The organism is Pedobacter riviphilus, from assembly GCF_014692875.1.
Classification (GTDB): domain Bacteria; phylum Bacteroidota; class Bacteroidia; order Sphingobacteriales; family Sphingobacteriaceae; genus Pedobacter; species Pedobacter riviphilus.
The window spans coordinates 5,698,508-5,720,494 of sequence record NZ_CP061171.1; the positions used below are offsets into that span (position 1 = coordinate 5,698,508).

Consider the following 21,987-nt stretch of genomic DNA (forward strand, 5'->3'; position numbering starts at 1 on the left):
TTAAAATTACTTAGCTTTGCAGCGCAAAAAATATATGCTTACACTAACTGAATTAAAAACATTATTGGCTACGCCACAACGAATTGTGATCACTACGCATCACAAACCTGATGGCGATGCGATGGGTTCATCTCTGGGGTTATATGGATATTTAATTCAAAAAGGCCATCATGTTAGGGTAATCACACCAACAGATTATCCTACTTTTCTGCATTGGATGCCAAATAATGGTGATGTAATTATTTTTACAGATGAGCAAGAAAAGGCGGCCAGGTTAGTTGATGAAGCTTCGCTCATATTTTGCCTTGATTTTAATACCCTAAGTAGGATTAATGAATTAGGCGAATTGGTGAGGGCAGCAGGAGCAAAAAAAATCATGATCGATCATCACCTCGACCCTGAAGATTTTGACGACTATCGTCACTGGGATATCAATGCTTGTGCTGCTGCGCAGTTGGTTTACGATTTTATTGTAAATCAGTTACAGGATGGCGAGCTGATCAATAAAGATGTAGCTTCTTGTTTGTACACGGGTATTATGACCGATTCGGGATCTTTCCGCTTCTCATCGGCAACTTCAGAAGTATACCGTATTGCCGCAAACCTGATCGATTTAGGGGCTGATCAATCGAAAATCCACGAGTTGGTATACGATAACTCAAGCGAAAATCGTTTGCGCTTTTTGGGCTATTGCCTATCAAACAAGTTAGAAGTTATAAGAGAATACAACACCGCCATTATTTCGGTGACGAAAGAAGAATTGGCACAGTACCATAGCATTACCGGCGACACAGAAGGGGTGGTAAACTATGCCCTTTCCATCAATGGTATCCGTTTGGCCGCGTTAATTATTGAACGACCAGATAAAGTTAAATTATCTGTTAGGTCTACAGGCGATTTTCCGGCCAATGAAATCTGTAAAAAGTATTTTAATGGCGGTGGTCATAGAAATGCAGCAGGTGGTGCGGCAGAAAAACCATTAAATGATGTAGTTAACGAATTTAAATCGATATTAGCAGAATATAAAGAACAATTGATTGCCTAAGGGTAAGAAATAAACACTAAAACTTAAAAAAGTCAAATTAATAAATGAAAAAGGGAATTATTATTCTAGCAGCAGCCACTTTAGGTTTAGCAGCATGTAAACAAGAAAAAAAGGGAGCTGGTGGCTTATTGTATACCATTCACCACTCGGCAGGTAACGAGAAAATCAAAGAAGGCGATATCGTTAAAATGAATTTTATCCAGAAAAACGATAAAGATTCAGTTTTATCAAGCACTTTTGATAGCGAAACGCCTGCGGTATTTCCTGCACAGAAAAAAATGTATGCTGGTGATATGAACGACGTTTTAACATTGTTTGGAGAAGGCGATAGTGCTACTTTTAAAGTAAACTTGGATACTATGGCATTTCATAGTAAACAACCTAAACCAGAGCAGTTCAAAAATGATAAATACATTACTTTTACGGTGAAAATCGAGAAAGTATTCAAGAAAAAGGCTGGCGAAGCTGATTCTACTTTTAACAAAAGAGCACAGGAATTTTTTCAGGCTGATTATAAAGCTAGTTCAGAAAAAAAGAAAGCTGCTGAACCTGCTAAGTTAAAAGCTTATCTAGAAGATACTAAACTGGCAACCAAAACTACTGCAAGTGGTTTACACTACATTATCGAAAATGCAGGTAGTGCAGAAAAACCAGCTTTAGGCGATACTGTATTAATTGAATATACTGGTAGAGTGACTAAAAAAGGTAAAGATGGTAAATACAAAATCTTCGATACAAGTGATGAGAAACTGGCTAAAGCAGAAAAGGAATTTAAACCAGGTAAACCTTACGGTCCTCAAAAAATGCCAGTTGGCGGTACAATCCCAGGATTTACCGAAGCTTTACAGTTAATTGGTAAAGGTGGTAAAATTAAAGTGATTATCCCTTCTAACTTAGGTTATGGCGAGCAAGGTGCACCTCAAGTAGGTATTATGCCTTTCAGCCCAATTGCTTTCGATTTAGAAATCAAAGATATTATCAAAGGAAAACCAGCTGCAGCAGCTCCAGTTCAAATGCCTGCTCCAGTAGTTAAAAAATAATTTCTTTAAGATATTTAAAAATCCTGCTTATTTATTTAGGCAGGATTTTTTTTTGCCCACCTTTTTTTGATGCTGAACCGATAAATAAAACATTTCAAAGATTTATAAAAACTTAATATAACCTATCTTTGTAGTGATCTAATAAAATAGCAGGTATTTTGAAAAAAGATATTTAGGCTGTTTTGAAATAAATAAAATTTAAATGAAGAACGGAATTATTATTCTCTTGGTAGCGGCTTTGGGCTTGTCTGCCTGTAACAAATTCGAAAAAGGTGAAGGAGATATGACTTACAAGATCTATAAAAGTGAAGGTAAGCCAAAAATTCAGGATGGAGATTATGTAAAGTTAAATGGTGTTCAAACGGTAGAAACCAATACCAATCCCGATTCGGTAATGGTAAATACCTATGACAATGAACGTCCGGCTTTCTTTGCCATCAGCAAATCGATGTTTAAAGGTGATTTAGCCTCTGGATTAAAACTGCTTGGTGAAGGCGATAGCGCCGTTTTTAAATTGAACCTGGATTCGATGGAGAAATATTCAGGTCAGCCTAAACCAAAAGGACTAAAATCAAACATTGCTTCTTTTACCATTAAAATTGAGAAAGTATTGCATAAAGGGAAAGACGCTGATTCTATTTTCGAAGCGAAGAAACGCCTTTTCTTTGAGTCTGAGTACAAAGCACTAAATGAAAAAAATAAAGTGGTAGAGCCCGCTAAAATTGCAAAGTATGTTGCCGAGAATAATTTAAAGGTAACTACTGCGCCATCTGGACTACAGTATGTTATTTCTGCCCCAGGCAATTCAGAAAGAGCAACTTTAACAGATACGGTATTAATGGATTACACAGGCCAGTTTACGAATAAAAAATCGAACGGAGCATTAAATGTTTTTGATACTTCGAATGCTAAAATTGCAAAAGAAGCCGGGATTTTCTCTGAAAACGTACAATATGTACCGCGTAGTTTACCTTTAGGGCAATTGCCACAAGGAGTTATTCAGGGGATCCAACTTATTGGTGTTGGCGGTAAGATCAAAATGATTTTGCCATCAAGATTGGGTTTTGGCGAAAATGGTGGCGGACCGATTAATCCATTCACACCTTTGGTATTTGATGTAGAACTGAAAGGTATTATTAAGCCAAATGTGGCAACCCCAGTAACTAAGTAAATATTTACCATAACATAAAGGCGCAAGGATCAGTAAATTATAATACTGGGCTTGCGCTTTTTTTGTGTTAAGAAATTGATAATTATAGTAGTAAAAGAATTTTTTTGTTTAAATTAGATTAACAAAACAAATAATCATCCTTATTATCACTATGCGCTCAAGCAGTACTATTATGTTTCTGGGCCTGAAATTGATGCTGTTCAACATGTTTTTCAGTCTGTTTCTAAAGGATGGATACTGCAGGCACGTAAAGGCTTCTTATCGTTGTCCAGCATACAATAGAAATAATCACAGTATTTCCAAATGGCTTCACTCAATCGCTATTGAAAAGCAGAGGGATGGTTTATTGGAATATGTCAAAAAAAAACTGCCACCTACCTTAGTTAAAAACATAAAATTTAAAGCTTTTGATAGAATATTGGATAAGTTTTGAATAGATATATTAAACTTTTGTTTAAAAATCTATTCAAACTGTTTTTCCTGCCTTCAGGTGAAAATGATTAACGTTTAAAACTAAACTTTATGGAAAAGATCAAGGTCTTTTTAATTCACGATTATGATGCTTTAATGGATAGTGTTGAATCCATTCTAAGTGATTCAGAAAGTATTGTTGTTGTTGGTAAGGCTAATTCTGCAGCACTTGCCGAACAATTGATCAGGACTAAGATACCAGATATTGTACTTGCCGATGTTAGTGTTTGCGAAAAGGTTGGAGCTGATTTAACTAAATTGATTAAAAGAGAATTTCCCAAAATTAAAGTTATTGTACTTTCTATGCAGGATGATTTTATCAATATTTCGAAAATGATCAAGTCTGGAGCAACAGGTTATCTTTTAAAAAATGTAAAGTTTCACGAACTGCATAAAGCAATTAATAAGGTTATGCTTGGCGAAACCTATATACAAAATTCCATCACCGCTAAATTTATTAATGGTTACCAGCGTGAAAACCATACAGAAGAAGTGAATATTTTATCACCTCGAGAAGTAGAAATTATTAGGTTGATTGCCAAAGAATACACTTCTGCAAGTATAGGCAGGATGCTCTTTATTTCGGAGCATACAGTAGAAACCCATCGTAAAAATATATGGCGTAAAACTGGTGTGAAATCAATTGTTGGTTTGCTGAATTTTGCACACGAGCATCAGCTGATTTAATTTTGAAAGAGACCTCACAGGTTTCATAAACTTGCGAGGTCTGTTTGAATTTTTAAGCTTGCGCTTCTAAATATTGCGCATAACAATAACCTTCTTCGCCATCGTTAGTCCTTACCAGCCACCATAAATCGTTGCTTCTGTTTACCAGGGTAATCACCTCGCCATGTGCAGCTTTACCTACAATTGGTTGATCCGTTCCCGGGCCTTTACGGATATTTAGATTACTGCTCTCTGTAATCACTTTTGCATGGGTAACAGCGGCATCAATGGCCACGTTTACATTCAGAACCAAGTCGCCTGATGTAAAGTTGGGGTCAATTTGATTATAAACTTCCCAAAGATGATCTTTAGTTGCACCATCGGCAGCAGTTCCATCTATGTATAAAACCCCGTCTTGCTCCCTCACCGCTAAATCTGCTATGCCTGCCGCAGTTGCTGCGTCAGTTAGTGCTTTGTATTTATCTGCTAATGCCATGGCTCAGTTATTTAACGGTTAATTTATTGTCTATTTTTTTAGGTTTTAATGCACTCAAATGCTGCATTAAGGTGATTAATGAGGCTTTTTTAATTTCGCCGGTTAAGAGAACTACACCATCTTTAACCTCGGCTTTCACCGTTGGGAAATCTTTGGTCGCATCAGCAACATTTTTAATTAAAGTAGGGTCTTCTGCAATTACAACAGGTACATCTGCTGGTTTAACTGTTAAATTGTTGATTACAGATTTTACCCCTTTTTCTGCCTTTGCAATTTCTTCTGCTTTGGTTTTTGTGGCTTCATCATCAACTTCACCAGTTAAAGTTACTTCGCCTTTAGTAACAGCTACGGTAATACCAGCAGCTTCTTTGGCCTGGATTGCAGCCTGGATTGCCGCATCTTTTGGTTTACAGCCTACAAAAAATAGTGTAGTTGCAATAACCATGCTCATTAATAATTTAGTTGTTTTCATCCTCTTGGTTTTATATTGATATTATTTGACAATACAATGCTTAGAAAACTTAAATAGTTTCCTTTTTACTCGGTGGGATGACTTCGTTAAAGCTAATATATGAAATACGTTTAATTAGAAACTAAAATCTTTTATTTATTTCAGAATAAATTTTAAACAGCGCCCTGGCTTAATCGCGATTTGATGATCCGTATTTATAACATTTGATTTATAACCAACAAGGGGAGTGAAGTGATCAATCATTCGAACAGCCTTCTCAGGTGTTAAAAACCTGAGGTGACTGAAAATTAAATCCAATCTTTAAAGGGCTTAACTGCTAAATTAGAATTATAATATTTTTCTTCTTCGGTAACTTCTCTGCTTATCCAATCTGGGAGTTCGAATATTTCGTCTTCACTGTCAAGTTCAATTTCGGCAACAATTAGTCCTTTATTATCGCCCAAAAATACATCTATCTCCCAAACCTTGCCGTTAAATGTAATTTCATAACGTGTTTTTGAAAGTTCAGTTAAGGAAAAGTGATCTAATAACTCTGTGGCTTCACCAACAGGGATTTCATATTCGTATTCCATCCGGGTTGCACCAATCGTTTGACCTTTTATGGTTAAAAAACCTTTGGTTTCGGTTGCCCTTACGCGCACCGTTTTATCTTGATCACTAAGTAAATAACCTTGTCTAAAAAGTTTTCCTTCTGGTTTGCTCAGGTTATTCCACTTCTGATGATCGATTAAGAATTTGCGTTCTATTTCTTTTCCCATCATCTTGCCCTTTTCTGTAAATCAGCAACAGGCATGCTGATCAATCTTCCAATCGGTTGTTTCCCGCGGTAGGTAATTACACGGAGCATACTGGCATCTTTTGGCACCTGTAATGCGGCTGTATATTTCGGATAAAAACGGTCGGGAGTAGAGTTATCAAAGCTATAGTAGATATCCAGACCGTCTATTTCCGTCGTTAATTCGATCATTAACTGTTTATCAGCACTGCGTTTTACTGTAAAAATCGGATCGTAAATGGCAGGCGAATATTTAATCTCTGCTAAATCTAATCGTTTGAAATGCTGTTGTGTGCGATCAACAAAATTTGTCCAGTTTTTCTTTTCAATTGGACTCCAGATCGATTCCGAAATGGCAAATGCACGTGGCCAAACCATATATTCTGCCTGGCGGAAAGTAAAAACCTGCTCTGTCCAAAGGTTGGCCTGTGCACCAATAATATACTGTGCATTTACGCCTGCTGGAACAGGGTTAAACTGGTAGGCTTTATTTAACCTTAACGAGGCATAAACTTTTGGTTCGGTAATCGGATCTGCCTGCATATAATCCAGGTATGCAAAATCAGTTGGACTCATTACCACGTTGTGCTTTTCATTCGCTGCCTGGATACCATATTTCATTCCTCTCCAGCTCATTACGGCTGCTGTTGGCGATACACCTCCTTCAAGAATTTCGTCCCAGCCCATAAACTTTTTGCCTTTCGAAATCACGATCTGTTCTACACGTTTTTCAAAATAAGCCTGAACTTGAGGAATAGTTTTTAAACCTTCGCGAAGCATTAAAGCTTTAACCTGATCGTTCTTTTCCCAGAAATTATGAGGGGCTTCATCACCACCCATATGAATGTATTCAAAAGGGAAAAGTTTAGCTACCTGGGTAAGCACAGAATCTAAGAACACATAAACTTTTTCGTTTGCCGGGCAAAGTGTATTATCAACCAAAGCAGTTGGTGGCGCACCACGGCTCCAATCCATAATTTTTTCACCTGAGCGCACTTTATAATTAACGGCATCCGGCGTGCAGGATAGTTCAGGGTAAGAAGCGATAATAGCTAAACTATGCCCTGGAACATCGATTTCTGGTAATATATTTACAAAACGTTCTTGTGCATACTGAACGAGTTCTTTAATATCTTCCTGGGTATAAAAACCACCGTAAGTACGGGGTTCATCCGCCGTTGGTGGGGTAAAATCGCCGAAAGTCCCGATTTTTTTAACGCTCCATGCACCTATTTCAGTTAATTTAGGTAAGCCTTTAATTTCAATTCTCCAGCCTTCATCATCTGCGAGGTGCAAATGCAACAGATTAAATTTATAACGCACCATGTCGTCAATAAACTGCTTTACTTCTTGCTTGGTGAAAAAGTGACGGGCTACATCGAACATCAAACCTCTCCAGCCCAATTTTGGATAATCTACCACATCAACACAAGGCGCCTTCCATTTGATATCATTTACTAGTTCCTTGCTTTCTATTTCGGCTGGGAAAAGTTGAAGCAATGACTGAACGCCATAAAAAATCCCAGCAGGCTGGTTAGCTGTAATTACAACCTGTGTAGGATTAACATTTAATTTGTAACCTTCTTTACCGAGTTGGGTATCTTCTTGAGTATTTAAAATCAGTTTAATAGTTGGGTGACTTGAATTACTCACTGTGCTTACAAATTTACCGGTAGCGGTAGTAATCCGATCGGAAAGGTAAGCGATAGATTGTTTTAATTCTCCACTCTTAACAGTCTGGATGGTTACATTTTCTGGTAAGGTAAAAGTACCTGCCTTTTTCATTAAAGATACAGGCTCTGGTATAATAGCAATTGGTGTTTGTGCAACTGCGCTTTCGGAATCGCCGATTTCAGTTTCTGTAACAATAGATTGAGCGAAGGTATTGGCTGCAAAAAAACAGTAAGAGATAATCAGGAATATTTTTTTCATTTAAATCATTAAAACGGGTTAACCGGATAAGTATAATTCCGCAATTTATTAAAAAAGATTTTAATGGGTGGTATTTGTGCAGAAGGAAATGTGCAAGAAGCAAAGCGCGGAGCGTATAGCGGTTAGCGTTGGATAAAAATTGTAATTGAATTTATGATATTATTAGAGATTTGTCAGTCTGAGCGGAGCCGAAGAATTAGCCACAAAGTTCACAGAGAAAGTCATCATCTGCGAAAATCTTTTTGATCTGCGGGAACAGCAATTTTGTCCCATAGTTAGCTGATTCTAAAAAAAGATTGCCCCTCGATATACTCAAGATGATATCTTTTTTAACTTAGACTACAAACTGTTTTAGCCATTCCATTGCTTTTTTATCGTCAGTAAATGATTTAATCGGGATAGGCGGGTTTTGAAACTTAAACAAAATCTTCATAATTAATTGCGCCAAACCAGGTTTCGAAACCATCGCCATAGCAGTATAAATTTGCGGCAATTGCTCCGTAGAAAACTTTCGTGTTTCTTTGTCTGGAACAGGAGAATTTTTTAAGTAAATTAACAGTGGGACTTTCTTATTCCCCGTAATTTCCTTCACCAGTACAACATTGGCCGAAATATTTCCCACAGTACGTAAAACACTTTTACTGTAGGAAATCAGTATCCCATCATCAGTTAATAAATAATCGGCAATTTCGCCTTCAATAAGCTGTTTATCGCTATCGTTTCTCATTCTACTATCCTCTCAAATGATAACCTTTGGGTTTAGTAAAGGCCCTTAACCCCTGATGTGATAGGGTAGCGCCAATACCCGAATACTTTCTTCCGCTCCAAGGTAGTGCTGCACTTACTCGATCGCAACAATTCCAATAACCTGAGCCAGCATCTAACTGGGCTAATATTTTTTCGGCCTTGGACTGGTTGGCCGTATAAACCGATGCGGTTAATCCATAATCGGTATCTTTCATCATACTTAGGGCCTCAGTATCATCTTTCACTTTCATTATGCCGATTATCGGTCCGAAACTTTCTTCCTGCATCACCAGCATATCGTTGGTAACATCGGTTAGCACTGTTGGTTCAAAATAATAACCTTTTCCCTCAATGGCTTTGCCACCGGTTAATAGTTTTGCACCTTTACTTAAGGCATCAGCAACTTGATTTTCCAATAGCAAAATCTGTTCTTTCCGTGTTAAGGCACCAATATATACGCCATCAGTTGTAGGTTGGCCCATTTTCCAGCTTTTAACCTCGGTAACGAAAGCATTTAAATAATTTTCGTAATTTTTCTCATGCACATATATACGTTCTACAGAACAGCAGCTTTGTCCGTTATTGTAAAAAGCGCCATCAGCCGTGCCAACTGCAGCAGAAGCAACATCGGTTACATCTTCGGCAATGTATAAGGGGTCTTTTCCGCCTAATTCCAATTGACAGGGAACCATTTTCGATGCTACTTTTTCGTAGATGAATTTCCCCGTTTTATAAGACCCGGTGAAGAAATAACCATCAAAATCCATCTCTAATAATGCCGTTCCCGTTTCTTTCGCGCCAATAGCGATATGGAAAATATCATCAGGCACCCCCGCTTTTTTTAGCAATTTTTCAATCTCAATTCCAGTTAAGGTAGCATACTCCGATGGTTTATACATTACGGCATTGCCGCTCAATAAGGCTGGGATAAATACATTCACGCCAACCAGATAAGGATAATTCCAAGCTGAGATATTGCACACTATACCCAATGGCTCATATTTAATGATTTCTTTCAAACTTGGTTCATCAACCATCACCTCATCACTTAAATATTTTTCAGCATTATTGAGCATCCATTTAATACGGGTCCTCGCACCATTAATTTCATTACGCGATTGTTGTAAAGGTTTGCCTACTTCGGAGGTTAGCACCGCGGCCAGTTCTTCAATTTTAACTTCCAGTAAATTACTGAATTGAGCGATAACCAAAATCCTTTCGCTAAGGGTTTTGTTGGCCCATTGTGGTTGAGCCTTTTTTAAAGTAGCTAATTTGGCTTGAAGCGTAGATGAGTTATCTTCCGTCAAACTGGTAATAATTTCTTCTGTTGCTGGGTTGATGATCTGCATGTTCTTCATTTTCTTGCCACGGATTTTCACGGGACACAGATTTTATAAAGGGGTAGGACTAATATCTTAATTAGCTTACCGCTCTCTATCTGTGTTTATCCTTTTTATCTGTGGTTGATATTTAATTTTATCGCGTTAATAAAAGCCTCGTGTATATTTTTGCTAAATGGGCTGTGCTGATCTTTTAAGCGTTCGGGATGCCATTGTACAAATAACAAAAAGGATTTTCCTTTGGGTTCAATCCGCTCCATTGCTTCCGTAACGCCATCTAGAGATATTGCGCACACCACCAAACCTTTCCCCGTTTTATCGGTGCTTTGGTGATGGTTGCTATTTACTAAGCCCTTATCGGTATTTACAATCTGGTTCAGCCACGAGGATGGGTTTACCATAATCTCGTGATAGCGATCTGATTTATCGTACATTTTAGAATGATCGAATTTTCCCCAGGTTGGGATGTCAGGAATCAAAGTTCCGCCAAAAAACACATTGCCCACTTGCATGCCTCTACAAATGCCCAAAACAGGAACGGAATTGGCCTCAGTATAGGTTAAAACTTTAAATTCAAACTCATCACGTTCTTCATCAATATCATCATCATAACAGTAAGGATAATAGTCAGGCTGATTGTAAAAACGAGGGTGAACATCTTCACCCCCTGTTAAAACAATCCCATCGCATTTTTTGATCTCGTCGAAATTGTTGAGTTTGTACCCAAGCTGGATTACCTCCACATTTTTGTTGTAGGATAAAACCCAATCGCGATAGATGTCGAATTTGCTACAGTCGGTAACACCAATTATTATTTTATCAGACATATAAATTAATTATACTGATTTATCTTCTTTTCTTTCGGAATGATTACACCGATTTTAATAAATATCATAATCCTGTAATCGGTTAATCCTAATTTATAGTGCGCTTAAGTACAATTGTTTAAAATCTTCTCTGCTTACCGGTTTAGGATTATTTGGATGTGCAAAATCTGCAAAGGCTAAATCGGCAAGTGTTTCAATATGTTCATTTTTAACACCAATATCACTCAATTTATGCGGAATATTCACTTTCATGTTTAAATCGAACAGATATTTTACAACAGCTTCACCATTTTCATCTTTAAGGTCTAGCGTACGGGCGATTTTTTTAAAACGGTCTTCAAAACCCGCAATATTAAACTGCATGCCGTAAGGAATATTTACGGCGTTGGCCAAACCATGGTGGGTATCTAAAAGCGACGAAAGTGGATGCGCCAGCGAGTGCACCACACCCAAACCTTTTTGAAAGGCAATAGCACCCATCATCGAAGCCATTAACATTTTACTGCGGCTTTCTAAATCAGGATTGTTGGTTGCACGTTCCAGAGAATCTTTGATCAATGAAATTCCCTCCAGCGCGATTCCATCACACATCGGGTGGAAATTCTTGGCCAGATAAGCTTCCATATTATGTGTTAAAGCATCCATACCCGTTGCAGCAGTGATAAATGGGGGTAAATCCATCGTGAGTTCCGGATCTGCAAATACGATCTGCGCCATTAATTTTGGGGAGAAAAGAATTTTTTTCTGGTGGGTTTCATCATCAGCAATAATGGCACTGCGGCCAACTTCACTTCCGGTACCAGATGTAGTTGGGATGGTGATAAAATGTGGAACAGCGTTCGTTACGTAGATATCGCCGCCGATTAAATCATCGTATTTGAATAAGTCTTCACGGTGATTAACGCGGAGCACAATTGCACGGGCTACATCTAAAGCAGCACCACCACCAATACCTACTATACTGTCACGATTGGTAGCATCCCAAACATCGGTACCTTTGTAAACATCACTTTTTACCGGGTTTTTGTGGATGTCGCTAAAAACCTCGACAGCAATGCCCTTTGCCTTTAAATCTTCAACTATGGTTTTAAAAAACGAAAGTTGTGCAATGGTGGGGTCGGTTACAATTAGCGGTGCCTTTAAATTATTCTTGCTTAAGTAGGCAGGCAACTCTTTTACTGCGCCAGCACCAAAACGGATGGTTGTGGGGAAATTAAACTGATGGATCTTATCAAATATCATGACAATTAATTTATCTTTTGTTTTACCACCTTAGGTGTCTGAGCGCACCTAAGAGTGAGTTGTTATTTTACTGTTTATAAAAAACTAACTATATACAATTAGCTAAGATGTTCTAAGGTGGCTTAGGCGATCAACATTTTAGCATGTTTTTATTTGTTTTACCTCCTTAGGCACCTGAGCTCACCTAAGCTTGGGTGTTAAAATATTAAAATTCCGAATCACGTTACCAATCACAGATTTAAAAAAAGCGGTCGTCATTCCCGCGCAGGCAGGAATCTTAATGCAACCTACAAACCATGCCAAGGCATTAGGATTCCCAAGCAAGTTGGGAATGACGATGACTCGTATTCTCCCATCTTTAATCATTGTTTTTTCTAGAAATTTGATTTTTCAGCATGAACACTTTAGGCTAAATAATTTCTAAATATCTTTTTAGTTCCCAATCGGTTACAACTTTAGCATATTGCTTGCATTCCCATTCGCGGGTCATGGTAAAATGATTAACGAAATCTTCGCCTAATAATGCTGCGGCTAAGTCAGAATTTTTCATCTTTTGCGTAGCCTCAAATAAATTGCGCGATAATACCCCATTCGAAAGATCTGTATATCCATTTCCCTTGGTAGCAGGTTGTTCGAGTTTCAGCTTATTTTTGATCCCGTACATTCCAGCGGCCAAACAGGCCGAAAGTGCCAGGTAAGGATTGGTATCAGAACCCACTATCCTGGTCTCTAAACGTGATGCCTTTTTGCTTCCGGGTAGCGCACGTAATGCCGTTGTACGGTTATCAATTCCCCAGGTTACCGTAGTGGGTGCCCATGCGCCTTCAACTAAACGTTTGTAACTGTTTATGGTAGGGGCAATCATTGGTAAAAGGTATGGAAGGCAATGTAACTGACCAGCGATATAACTTTTCATGGTTTCGCTCATTTTATCTGCATCTTTTTTGTCGTAGAACAAGTTGGTCTTCTTATCGGCATCCCACAGGCTTTGATGTACATGACCGCTGCATCCGGGTAAATTTTCACTTATTTTGGCCATAAATGTGGCAATAATACCGTGTTTATACGCTATTTCTTTTACGGCAGTTTTAAATAATATCGCTTGATCAGCAGCTTGTAAGGCAGGCGCATATTTAATCGCAGCTTCGTAAACCCCTGGTCCGGTTTCAGTATGCAAACCTTCAATCGGGATGTCGAATTTATTCAACAGTTCGAACAGGTCGCTCATAAACTCATTCTGGTAGGTGCTTCTCAAAATGGAATAGCCAAACATGCCGGGGCTTAAGGGTTTTAAATTGGTAAAACCTTTCTCGTGGATAGTTTCTGGTGTTTCCGAAAAATTAAACCACTCAAATTCCTGTGCAAAAAGCGGCGAAAATCCTTCATTTTCACATTCTGCAATCACTTTCTTTAGCAACTGCCTCGGACAGACATAATTTGCCTGATCCTGATCGTCAATAAAATCGCCCAAAAAGAAAGGCACTTCATTTTCCCACGGAATTTTCCGGAATGTGCTCAGATCAATTTTCACCTGGGCATCTGGATAACCAGTATGCCAACCTGTATATTTTCCGTTTTCGTAAGCTACATCGCCTGCATCCCAACCAAAAGTAACATCACAGAAACCCAGGCGACCTTCAACCAGGGATGTAAATTTTTCGGCAGCTACATATTTTCCCCTTAAAATACCGTCGATATCGGCAACAGCTAATTTAACTTTTCCAGAGGGATGATGTTTTACGTAATCCAGAATTTCTTTGCTCGTACTCATTAATCTGCCTTTTTAAAGATTTTATATAGAAGAAATATGCCTAAAACAATGCCCGAATAAATTAAACCTAATTTAAGATTATAAATCAGCATTGCGATGAAAGAAACGCAGGAAATAATTAATGCAACTATGGGAAATAACGGATAAATTGGCATTTTGAAAGGTCTTGTCATCTCAGGTTTGTTTTTCCGCAGTACCATGACCGAAATCATCGAGATGATATATAAAGTTAATGCCCCAAATACCGAAATGATAATAATTTCGGCAGTTTTGCCAGATAAAAGCGCGATAATACCAATCACCATATTGCCAATTAATGCATTTGCTGGTGTTTGAAATTTTGGCGAGATTTTTCCTAGTACTGCAGGAATGCTTTTTACTCTCCCCATCTCATAAGTAGAGCGGCCTGCTGCTAAAACCAAACCGTGAAAGGAGGCTACCAAACCAAATAAGCCTACCGTAATAAGCAAGTGGTACATCAGGTGGTTATCGTCTGTGATCATCGAAAGGGCTAATGGTAGAGGTGAATCGGAAGTTTCGCCCGATTTCCCGTTTTTATATACTATGGCTTCCCAACCACCTATGCCAATTGTGGAGATGAAAACCAGCACACATAATACCACTAATGTAAATATACCCCAGCCAAAGCCCTTACTGATATCTCGTTGTGGGTTCTTGGTTTCTTCGGCTACATTTGCAACGCCTTCAATACCCAGAAAAAACCAGATGGCAAATGGAATGGCCGCAAAAACACCGCTCCAGCCATTTGGAAAGTTATTGTGGACCAGGTTTTCTACATGAAATTTAGGTAATGTAATTCCTGAGAACAAGAGCAGTTCGCCGACTGCCAGAACGGTAATAATGACTTCGAATGAAGCCGCGGCTTTTACGCCATATACATTTAGGGCAGTGAAAATAAAATAAACAGCAATTGCACTCGTAAGAATGGGTACCTGCGGGAAAAAGGCATTAAAATAAGCACCAATGGCAAAGGCTATGGCCGGTGGGGCAAATATAAATTCGACCATTTGAGCAATACCTGCAATAAAACCGATGTTTTTGCCGAGCGCGATATTAGCATAATCGAAAACACCACCTGCCTTTGGTATAGCACAGGCAAGTTCTGCATAACTAAAACTAAAGGTAACATACATCACCATAATGGCAACTGTTGCAATGGCCATACCCAAGGTGCCACCTTTTTCGAGGCCTAAGTTCCAGCCGAAATACATTCCCGAAATCACATATCCTACGCCAAGCCCCCATAACATAAAAGGGGTAAGTGTTTTCTTTAAGCTATCTTTTTGTTCCATTGGCAGGATGTACAAGATTGAAATAGGTTTATATTATTTGCTCGAAAATGATAAACTATTAGCTTCGGTATCTGATGTTTAAAGTAGTAATTATTTTCGAATCATTTTACTGTCGCTAGCAATTGCTGCAATAATTTATTATTAATTTTTTTTAAAGTGCTTTTGGGCATTTACCAGTTTTGTTATCTTGCATGACCAAACAATATCTTTATGCACGAAAACGCTCTCCGGCCTTCTGAAAATTTTAAGAAGATGGCTGCCAAGTCTGTACAGGCTATTACCTTATTCATTGCCACCTATGTAGTATTAATAATATTTACATTGGTGCTAACCGCAGCTTCCTGTTACTTGGGGATAAAGCTCATGGAATACATCAGCTCTTCCATTACTTTTATTTTGGGCATCGGTTTGATAGGATTTGGTTTTATGATCTTATTTTTTCTGGTCAAGTTTATGTTTAAGGGCAATAAGCTGGACAGGTCTCATTTATTGGAAATTACCAGGACCGATCAGCCTGAAATCTTTAAAATGATTGATGAAATTGTTTTAAGCGTACAAACAGATTTCCCGAAAAAAGTATATCTATCAAATGAGGTTAATGCTGCCGTTTTTTACGATTCGAACTTTTGGAGCATGTTTTTTCCTGTGCGCAAAAACCTAATAATCGGATTTGGGCTAATCAATACTACTACTGCTGATGAACTACGTGCAATATTGGCCCATGAGTTTGGCCACTTTTCACAAAGGAGCATGAAGGTTGGCATTTATGTATACCAGTTTAACAAAATTATTTACGATATGCTTTATGATAATGAAAGTTATGATAAAGTAACGAGGGGCATAGCGAGTGCAAGTTCTTATATTGGTATTTTTGTGTTAATTTCTGATAAGATAATCGGTTTGATGCAGCAGATCCTAGTGCGTGTTTATCAGGTTTTAAGCGAGAGTTATAGTAAACTTTCGCACGAAATGGAATTTCATGCCGATGCAGTTGCCGCAGTAACCGTAGGTTCTAAACCGCTTATTGATTCGTTATTGCGCATGCAGCTCGCAAACCGTTCGGTGGATATTATCTGTAATTATTACGAAAGAAAAATCGATGACTGTGTTATTTCGGCAAATATTTTTCCGCAACAGATTTTAGTAATGAACTTTTTAGCTCAAAGGAATAAACTGCCTTTCGAAAATGGATTTCCGCAGGTGAGCATTGGCTATTATAATCGCTTTAACAAATCAAAAATATCCTTTTCCAATCAATATAGTTCACATCCCGAAACCGATGAGCGTATTAAAAAATTAAATGATCTCGGAATTCCTGTTGCAAAACCATCCCACGAGATGGCAAATTCGCTACTTGTTGATCAGGAAAAAATAGCTGAAAAATTTACAGCACAGATATTTCAGCATGCGGTTTACCGAGAGCAACCATCGGTACAACAGTTGAGTGACTTTGAAGCAGATTTTTTCAAAGAAAATGATCAAAATTCTTATCCTGATATTTTTAATGGTTATTTCGATTATAGAAATCCCTATCATCAATTTAATATAGATGCATTTGATCTGCCAACTATTCCATCTGAATTGAGCATTGAAGAGTTTTTTGATGATACCAATTTAAGCGTAATCTATGAGTTGAAGGCATTGGAAGCCGATCTGACCACGATAGATAACATAGATTCTCAGGTCATCAATGTCAAAACATTTAATTACGACGGCAAAAAGTATTCGCTGGCTGATTGTAGGGCAATGATTGATTATTTGAAGGGTGAAATAAGTAAGAAAAATGAGCAATTGGTCCTACTCGATGCAAAGGTTTTTGAATATTTCAGGTTTTTGGCAAAAGAAAATCAAACTGAAGCAATATTTAAATCGCTTTCGATCAAATATAAGCAGGTAGCTGAAGAGTTTACTGTTCAAGAGAATGCTTATTTAGATCTGGCCAACGCAACAAGATTTATGCACACATCAGCATCCAAAGAAATGATCAAAAGAAAGATGGTGGTGGTTAAAAAAGAAGAGAAAAAATTTAAGGATTGTTTGATTGCAATCGTTAACAATGATGCGTACGCCAGTTTAATAAACGAAGAGGCAAAAATAGCCCTAGCGGAGTACTTGAAACATGATTACAAGTATTTTGGGGCAGATCTTTATTTTGATGAAGAGCTTAAGGATTTATTTTTTGCGATGAATTTTTTCGGAGGAGTAATATCCGAACGACATTTCCTTACTAAAAAAGAACTTCTGAACTTTAATGCAAAATTGATAAATCCGGTATTTAGTTAACGTAAAAAAGCCAGTAATTAATCTTACTGGCTTTAATGCCTATTCCGAATCGCGGTTTTTATTCACAATCTGGCTGTCTCTCGTATTTTTCTGTACCGTAATGGCGCCGAAAAGTGAGAGTAAAAAAGCAAAGGCATAAAACCCTTTTTCGCTGGGTAGCAAGGTAGCATTCCACAAACCGATTACCAATAAAGTGATGGTGAGTAGCGTAGAAAACCAACTGATACCGTAATAAATTTCAGTAACCGGAATTCCTTCTAATTTATCGCGAACAGCTTTTTGTAAAGAGATTACGGCAAAAAGGCCAAACATCAATACAGTAAAATAATATCCTTTTTCATTGAGAAGCATATCAGAACGCCACAGGCCTACAATAAAGCCGATCATTCCGATACCTAATGCAATCCAGGCGGCCGCCACGAATGCATTCGATGGTTTTTGATTCATTGTTTTGAGATTTAATTTAATTCAATAGACAACAACGCTAAAGATTGGCAAAAGGTATAAAAATTAAAAGATAGTATTTTAAATTATTTTGGAAGATTAGCCTATCGGGTATAAAAAGCCAAACAAAATCCTATCCTTTGCATTATACCTGTATAATCTTATCTTAGTTATATGCGAACCTTGCTTACTTCTGCCCAAATGCGTAGTGCTGATCAGTTTACGATTGCCAATAAACCCATTGCTTCTATCGATCTGATGGAAAAAGCGGCGAGGGCCTTTGTTCAAACTTTTTTAAGAGACGAGTTCGATACCAATAAAAGTGTGGCGATAATCTGCGGAAAGGGAAATAATGGTGGCGATGGATTAGCGATTGCCCATTTGTTATTGACCAACGGTTATGAAAATATTAAAGTTTATATTGTTAACTTTAGTAAAAAGGAAAGCAACGATTTTGCGATCAACCTGCAACGGATTGAGGAATCGCACTGCAAAAAAATAGTAATCAACCAACCTTCCGATCTGAAAAGCCTAAAGGCAGATTTAATTATCGATGCCATTTTAGGTTCGGGTTTAAACAAGGCGCTAACAGGCGACTTTGAAGAACTGGTTCAGTTTATTAACAAACAGCAAAAAAAAGTATATGCAGTTGATGTACCTACAGGTTTTTTTGCCGAAGGAAAATTGCCTAAAGATTATAACGGTATAAAAGCTTATAAAACAATTTCTTTCCAACGTCCAAAAATTAATTTTTTCTTTCCTGAGTCAACCATGGCGACAGAAAAATATGAGGTGGTTGATATTGACCTGGATGAGGCCTTTATCCAAAAACAAGAGGCTGATTTTTATTTAGTGGAAGAAAATGATATTGAGAAGATTCTGCAGCCCCGAAAATTGTTCAGCCATAAAGGTACTTACGGCCACGCATTGATTATTGCAGGTAATAGCAATACCATGGGCGCGGCTTTGCTTTCTTCAATGGCTTGTTTACACGCAGGGTCAGGATTAACCACAGTGTGTATTCCGCAGGGTGGATTAACCGCCTTAAATGCCACTTTACCAGAGGTAATGGCGCTGCCAAGAGATGAATACACAAGAATAGAAAACCCAAAGAAATATCAGGCAATTGCTATAGGCCCTGGCTTAGGTACCGAAGCTGAAAACGAAAAACTTCTGGAAAGTTTGATTATGGCCAACCAGGCAATGATAATCGATGCAGATGCTTTAAATATCTTGGGCGAACGGTCCGATTTGATTGATAAAATTGTCGCAAATAGCATTATCACCCCTCATATGAAAGAGTTCGATCGGTTATTTGGCGAACATGATAATTGGTGGGACAGGGTGCAAACCGCTACAGAACAGGCCAAAAAACAGAAGATCGTTATCGTGCTTAAAAACCAGTATACTTTTGTCTGCCTGCCTACGGGTAAGGTACTTATCAATCCTACGGGCAACCCGGCTATGGCACAAGGCGGAATGGGCGATGTTCTTACCGGTATTATCGCAGGCTTTGTAGCACAGCGGTATTCGGCAACAGATGCCGCTATTCTGGCTTGCTACATTCATGGAAAAGCTGGCGATCATTTAGCGCACGAACAATTTGTGGTTACCGCATCGCAGGTTGCAGCCAGCATATCAAAAGAAATTAAAGCGCTCATGTCTAGATAGTTTGTTTACGATTTGCTTAGCCACAATTGTTGAAAAAAAAACGCTATTAATCTACTATTGTTCTAGTTTATAATTTCTAGTTTACAGGAATATTTAAAATAACAGATATCTTAAAAACGGAAAACAAATTATTATGGCACAAAGAGAATACACGCTGAATGAATTAATTCAGGAATCGGCAGAAAACCCAAATGAAAACGATTTCTTTGAACTAGAGAAACCTGCCATGCTGGAGGTAAATCTAAAAAATCAAAAAATATTGGCAAAAGCAGGTTCGATGGTTGCTTACATCGGGAATATCGATTTTAAAAGAGAAGGACTACTAAGCAAAGGTTTGGGCAGTTTGTTAAAGAAAGCCATATCTGGTGAAGGTACCTCACTGATGCACGCCACTGGAACAGGCAAACTATATTTAGCCGATGAAGGTAAGAAAGTAAAGATCATCAAACTCCAAAACGAGGCGGTTTTTGTAAATGGTAATGATGTTTTAGCTTTAGAAGAGAATATTAAAAACGAAATAAAAATGCTAAAAAGCATTGCAGGGATGATGAGTGGTGGTTTATTTCAGGTTAAATTATCGGGCAGTGGCTATATTGCCATTACCACACATGGCGAACCAATTTTATTAAGAGTAACAGGTAACCAACCTGTATACACCGATCCGAATGCTACGGTAGCATGGTCAGAAAATTTAACGCCTAACATCAAAACCAATTTAACTTTCGGCTCTTTTATCGGAAGAGGAAGCGGCGAGTCGTTCCAATTAGAATTTTTTGGCGAGGGATGGGTTTTGGTACAGCCTTATGAAGAGGTGAAATACGCAGCGAAATCTTAATATAGTAATCCGTCATTGCGAGGCACGAAGCAATCTTAACGCTGTGGCTATAGTAATAAGATTGCTTCGTCGGCTGAAAAGCCTTCTCGCAATGACGGAACTTCTACATTTCGTTCACTCCCAGTCAAGGAAATTTATGCGTTAGTTATACAAACACTTTTTTTGGAAAGCACATGCAGAAGCATTTAGGCAACGATAGTCCTGCCATTTGCTTTACCGCTCTGCGTTCGGTGTTAGCTGCTGTCAGGTTTAGGCGGCGCGGCCATTCATCCTATTTAGGGCTGCAGGGCGCAAAACCATTGCCTACAAAGGGCAGTCGAAAGGTCAAAACCCACAGCCTCATTGTTCCTAAACCCGGTAGTAACGGAAATCCTTTTTATTGCTTAAAATGGATTACACTAAACGTATTGCCTGACGTATTGAATTTGCAATAAAAAGATTGGAGTGTATAACAGGACTGCAGCACCTACTGAGTTGGAACTGTTCGTTTTCTAATATAAACATCAACGAGAAATTAATGTTATAAAAACAAAATCCCAGTATTTCTCAATATCGGGATTTTAATATAATTGATTAAATTGTTTCTATTTAAACACCACCCATTACGGTTAATTTATCCATTGTTGGGTTAACGCTTCCGCCCATTGGCTCTAACGTTACTGCAAAAGCCTGTGCTTCTTGAATGGCCTGCATTTTTACCAATGCCTCGTTATTGGTTGAATCCGTTTTTCCGAATACACCTAAACTTACCGGTTTGCCGTTTACCAAAGCCCAAAGCTGATATTGATGTGCTGCATCGGTTTTTGGTAAGTCCATAGCTACATAATTAATCAGTACGCTTTTATCTTTCTTGTTCCAGTAAACTTTCATTTTAGAAGTAGGGCTAAAAGCCTGACCAGCCATTCTGATGGTTGCCCATTCTTTGCTATCAGCCATGGCAGCCATATTATCTAAACCCTGGTTTTCGAACTCTAACTTGCTTACTATGCCAGCAAATTTTTGTTTATCCAGATTTAAACTCGCAATTTGGTCGTGTGCAGCATTTAGCTTGTTATACGTAATAAACAATGCCGCAGTACTTACTACCAATAAAGCTATACAGGCAACTAAGGCATAACGCAAAGTTCTCACTTTGGCATCACTTCCATCTAAACGTATAATTCTTGGTTCTTCTGCATAAATTGGTTCGGGTTGAACATTCACATTCTCTTCAACTTCACTTATCCCCAACTTTTCGAATAATCTTGTTTCTACATCTGCAGATGGCTCTACAGCATTTTGCATAGCATATTGTTCCATAGCTTGCTCAATAGCAGCTATTTCAGCTCTTACCTCAGGGTGTTGAGATGCCATTTCCTCCACCTGCAACGCTTCTTCAGGTGATAAATCACCTAAAACGTACAGCTCAAGTACTCCGGATTCGATATATGCTTTTAAATTTTCCAC

At 38.3% G+C, this 21,987-nt stretch carries 19 protein-coding genes; 7 read left to right on the forward strand and 12 right to left on the reverse strand.

The window, feature by feature from the left end; genetic code table 11:
* Positions 1 to 34 precede the first annotated feature (34 nt).
* The 4 genes from H9N25_RS23605 to H9N25_RS23620 all read left to right on the forward strand — a co-directional run bounded on the left by H9N25_RS23605 (position 35) and on the right by H9N25_RS23620 (position 4,414).
* Positions 35 to 1,045, forward strand: a complete 1,011-nt coding sequence (locus tag H9N25_RS23605; RefSeq protein ID WP_190327436.1) for a DHH family phosphoesterase — start codon at positions 35 to 37, stop codon at positions 1,043 to 1,045.
* 44 nt (positions 1,046 to 1,089) lie between these two features.
* The gene (locus tag H9N25_RS23610) at positions 1,090 to 2,085 is read left to right on the forward strand and encodes an FKBP-type peptidyl-prolyl cis-trans isomerase (RefSeq protein WP_190327437.1); all 996 of its coding nucleotides are present in this window, start codon (positions 1,090 to 1,092) and stop codon (positions 2,083 to 2,085) included.
* 202 nt (positions 2,086 to 2,287) lie between these two features.
* Positions 2,288 to 3,256 (forward strand): FKBP-type peptidyl-prolyl cis-trans isomerase, encoded by a 969-nt coding sequence (locus H9N25_RS23615; RefSeq protein ID WP_190327438.1) that lies wholly within the window; start codon positions 2,288 to 2,290, stop codon positions 3,254 to 3,256.
* A 522-nt stretch (positions 3,257 to 3,778) separates the two neighbouring features.
* Positions 3,779 to 4,414: a response regulator gene (locus tag H9N25_RS23620; protein ID WP_169502507.1), complete on the forward strand. Its 636-nt coding sequence runs from the start codon at positions 3,779 to 3,781 to the stop codon at positions 4,412 to 4,414.
* 52 nt (positions 4,415 to 4,466) lie between these two features.
* On the opposite strand, the gene H9N25_RS23625 is transcribed toward H9N25_RS23620, so the two are convergent.
* The 10 genes from H9N25_RS23625 to eat form a co-directional block, all read right to left on the reverse strand.
* Positions 4,467 to 4,889, reverse strand: a complete 423-nt coding sequence (locus H9N25_RS23625) for an SH3 domain-containing protein (RefSeq protein ID WP_167296493.1) — start codon at positions 4,887 to 4,889, stop codon at positions 4,467 to 4,469.
* 7 nt (positions 4,890 to 4,896) lie between these two features.
* The gene (locus tag H9N25_RS23630) at positions 4,897 to 5,361 is read right to left on the reverse strand and encodes a BON domain-containing protein (RefSeq protein WP_223833505.1); all 465 of its coding nucleotides are present in this window, start codon (positions 5,359 to 5,361) and stop codon (positions 4,897 to 4,899) included.
* Between the two features lie 287 nt (positions 5,362 to 5,648).
* The gene (locus tag H9N25_RS23635) at positions 5,649 to 6,122 is read right to left on the reverse strand and encodes a CYTH domain-containing protein (protein WP_223833506.1); all 474 of its coding nucleotides are present in this window, start codon (positions 6,120 to 6,122) and stop codon (positions 5,649 to 5,651) included.
* Entirely contained in the window at positions 6,119 to 8,068 is a 1,950-nt protein-coding gene (locus H9N25_RS23640; RefSeq protein WP_190327439.1) for a beta-N-acetylhexosaminidase, read from the reverse strand. The genes H9N25_RS23635 and H9N25_RS23640 overlap by 4 nt, the downstream gene beginning before the upstream one ends.
* Positions 8,069 to 8,402: 334 nt before the next feature.
* Positions 8,403 to 8,795, reverse strand: coding sequence for a DUF7793 family protein (locus H9N25_RS23645; RefSeq protein ID WP_190327440.1), 393 nt, complete (start codon positions 8,793 to 8,795; stop codon positions 8,403 to 8,405).
* A 4-nt stretch (positions 8,796 to 8,799) separates the two neighbouring features.
* Positions 8,800 to 10,194, reverse strand: coding sequence for an aldehyde dehydrogenase family protein (locus H9N25_RS23650; RefSeq protein ID WP_223833507.1), 1,395 nt, complete (start codon positions 10,192 to 10,194; stop codon positions 8,800 to 8,802).
* Between the two features lie 74 nt (positions 10,195 to 10,268).
* Positions 10,269 to 10,982 (reverse strand): gamma-glutamyl-gamma-aminobutyrate hydrolase family protein, encoded by a 714-nt coding sequence (locus H9N25_RS23655; protein ID WP_190327441.1) that lies wholly within the window; start codon positions 10,980 to 10,982, stop codon positions 10,269 to 10,271.
* A 93-nt stretch (positions 10,983 to 11,075) separates the two neighbouring features.
* Entirely contained in the window at positions 11,076 to 12,224 is a 1,149-nt protein-coding gene (locus H9N25_RS23660; protein ID WP_190327442.1) for an iron-containing alcohol dehydrogenase, read from the reverse strand.
* 409 nt (positions 12,225 to 12,633) lie between these two features.
* On the reverse strand, positions 12,634 to 13,995 hold the full coding sequence (locus H9N25_RS23665; protein ID WP_190327443.1) for a glutamine synthetase family protein: 1,362 nt from the start codon (positions 13,993 to 13,995) through the stop codon (positions 12,634 to 12,636).
* Positions 13,995 to 15,308 carry an ethanolamine permease gene (gene eat / locus H9N25_RS23670; RefSeq protein ID WP_190327444.1) on the reverse strand — a complete coding sequence of 438 codons (1,314 nt, stop codon included), beginning with the start codon at positions 15,306 to 15,308 and terminating at the stop codon, positions 13,995 to 13,997. Before eat ends, H9N25_RS23665 begins: the two co-directional genes overlap by 1 nt.
* 210 nt (positions 15,309 to 15,518) lie before the next feature.
* On the opposite strand from eat, the gene H9N25_RS23675 reads away from it, so the two are divergent.
* Positions 15,519 to 17,591, forward strand: a complete 2,073-nt coding sequence (locus H9N25_RS23675; protein ID WP_167296500.1) for a M48 family metallopeptidase — start codon at positions 15,519 to 15,521, stop codon at positions 17,589 to 17,591.
* Positions 17,592 to 17,630: 39 nt separating this feature from the next.
* Here H9N25_RS23675 and yiaA read toward each other — a convergent pair whose 3' ends face one another.
* Entirely contained in the window at positions 17,631 to 18,038 is a 408-nt protein-coding gene (gene yiaA / locus H9N25_RS23680) for an inner membrane protein YiaA (protein WP_029278495.1), read from the reverse strand.
* 171 nt (positions 18,039 to 18,209) lie between these two features.
* Between yiaA and H9N25_RS23685 the strand changes: the two genes are divergently transcribed.
* Both H9N25_RS23685 and H9N25_RS23690 read left to right on the forward strand, forming a co-directional pair.
* Positions 18,210 to 19,706 (forward strand): NAD(P)H-hydrate dehydratase, encoded by a 1,497-nt coding sequence (locus H9N25_RS23685; protein WP_223833508.1) that lies wholly within the window; start codon positions 18,210 to 18,212, stop codon positions 19,704 to 19,706.
* Between the two features lie 133 nt (positions 19,707 to 19,839).
* On the forward strand, positions 19,840 to 20,541 hold the full coding sequence (locus H9N25_RS23690; RefSeq protein WP_190327445.1) for an AIM24 family protein: 702 nt from the start codon (positions 19,840 to 19,842) through the stop codon (positions 20,539 to 20,541).
* A 588-nt stretch (positions 20,542 to 21,129) separates the two neighbouring features.
* Here the strand turns inward: H9N25_RS23690 and H9N25_RS23695 are convergent.
* Entirely contained in the window at positions 21,130 to 21,987 is an 858-nt protein-coding gene (locus tag H9N25_RS23695) for an anti-sigma factor (RefSeq protein WP_167296501.1), read from the reverse strand.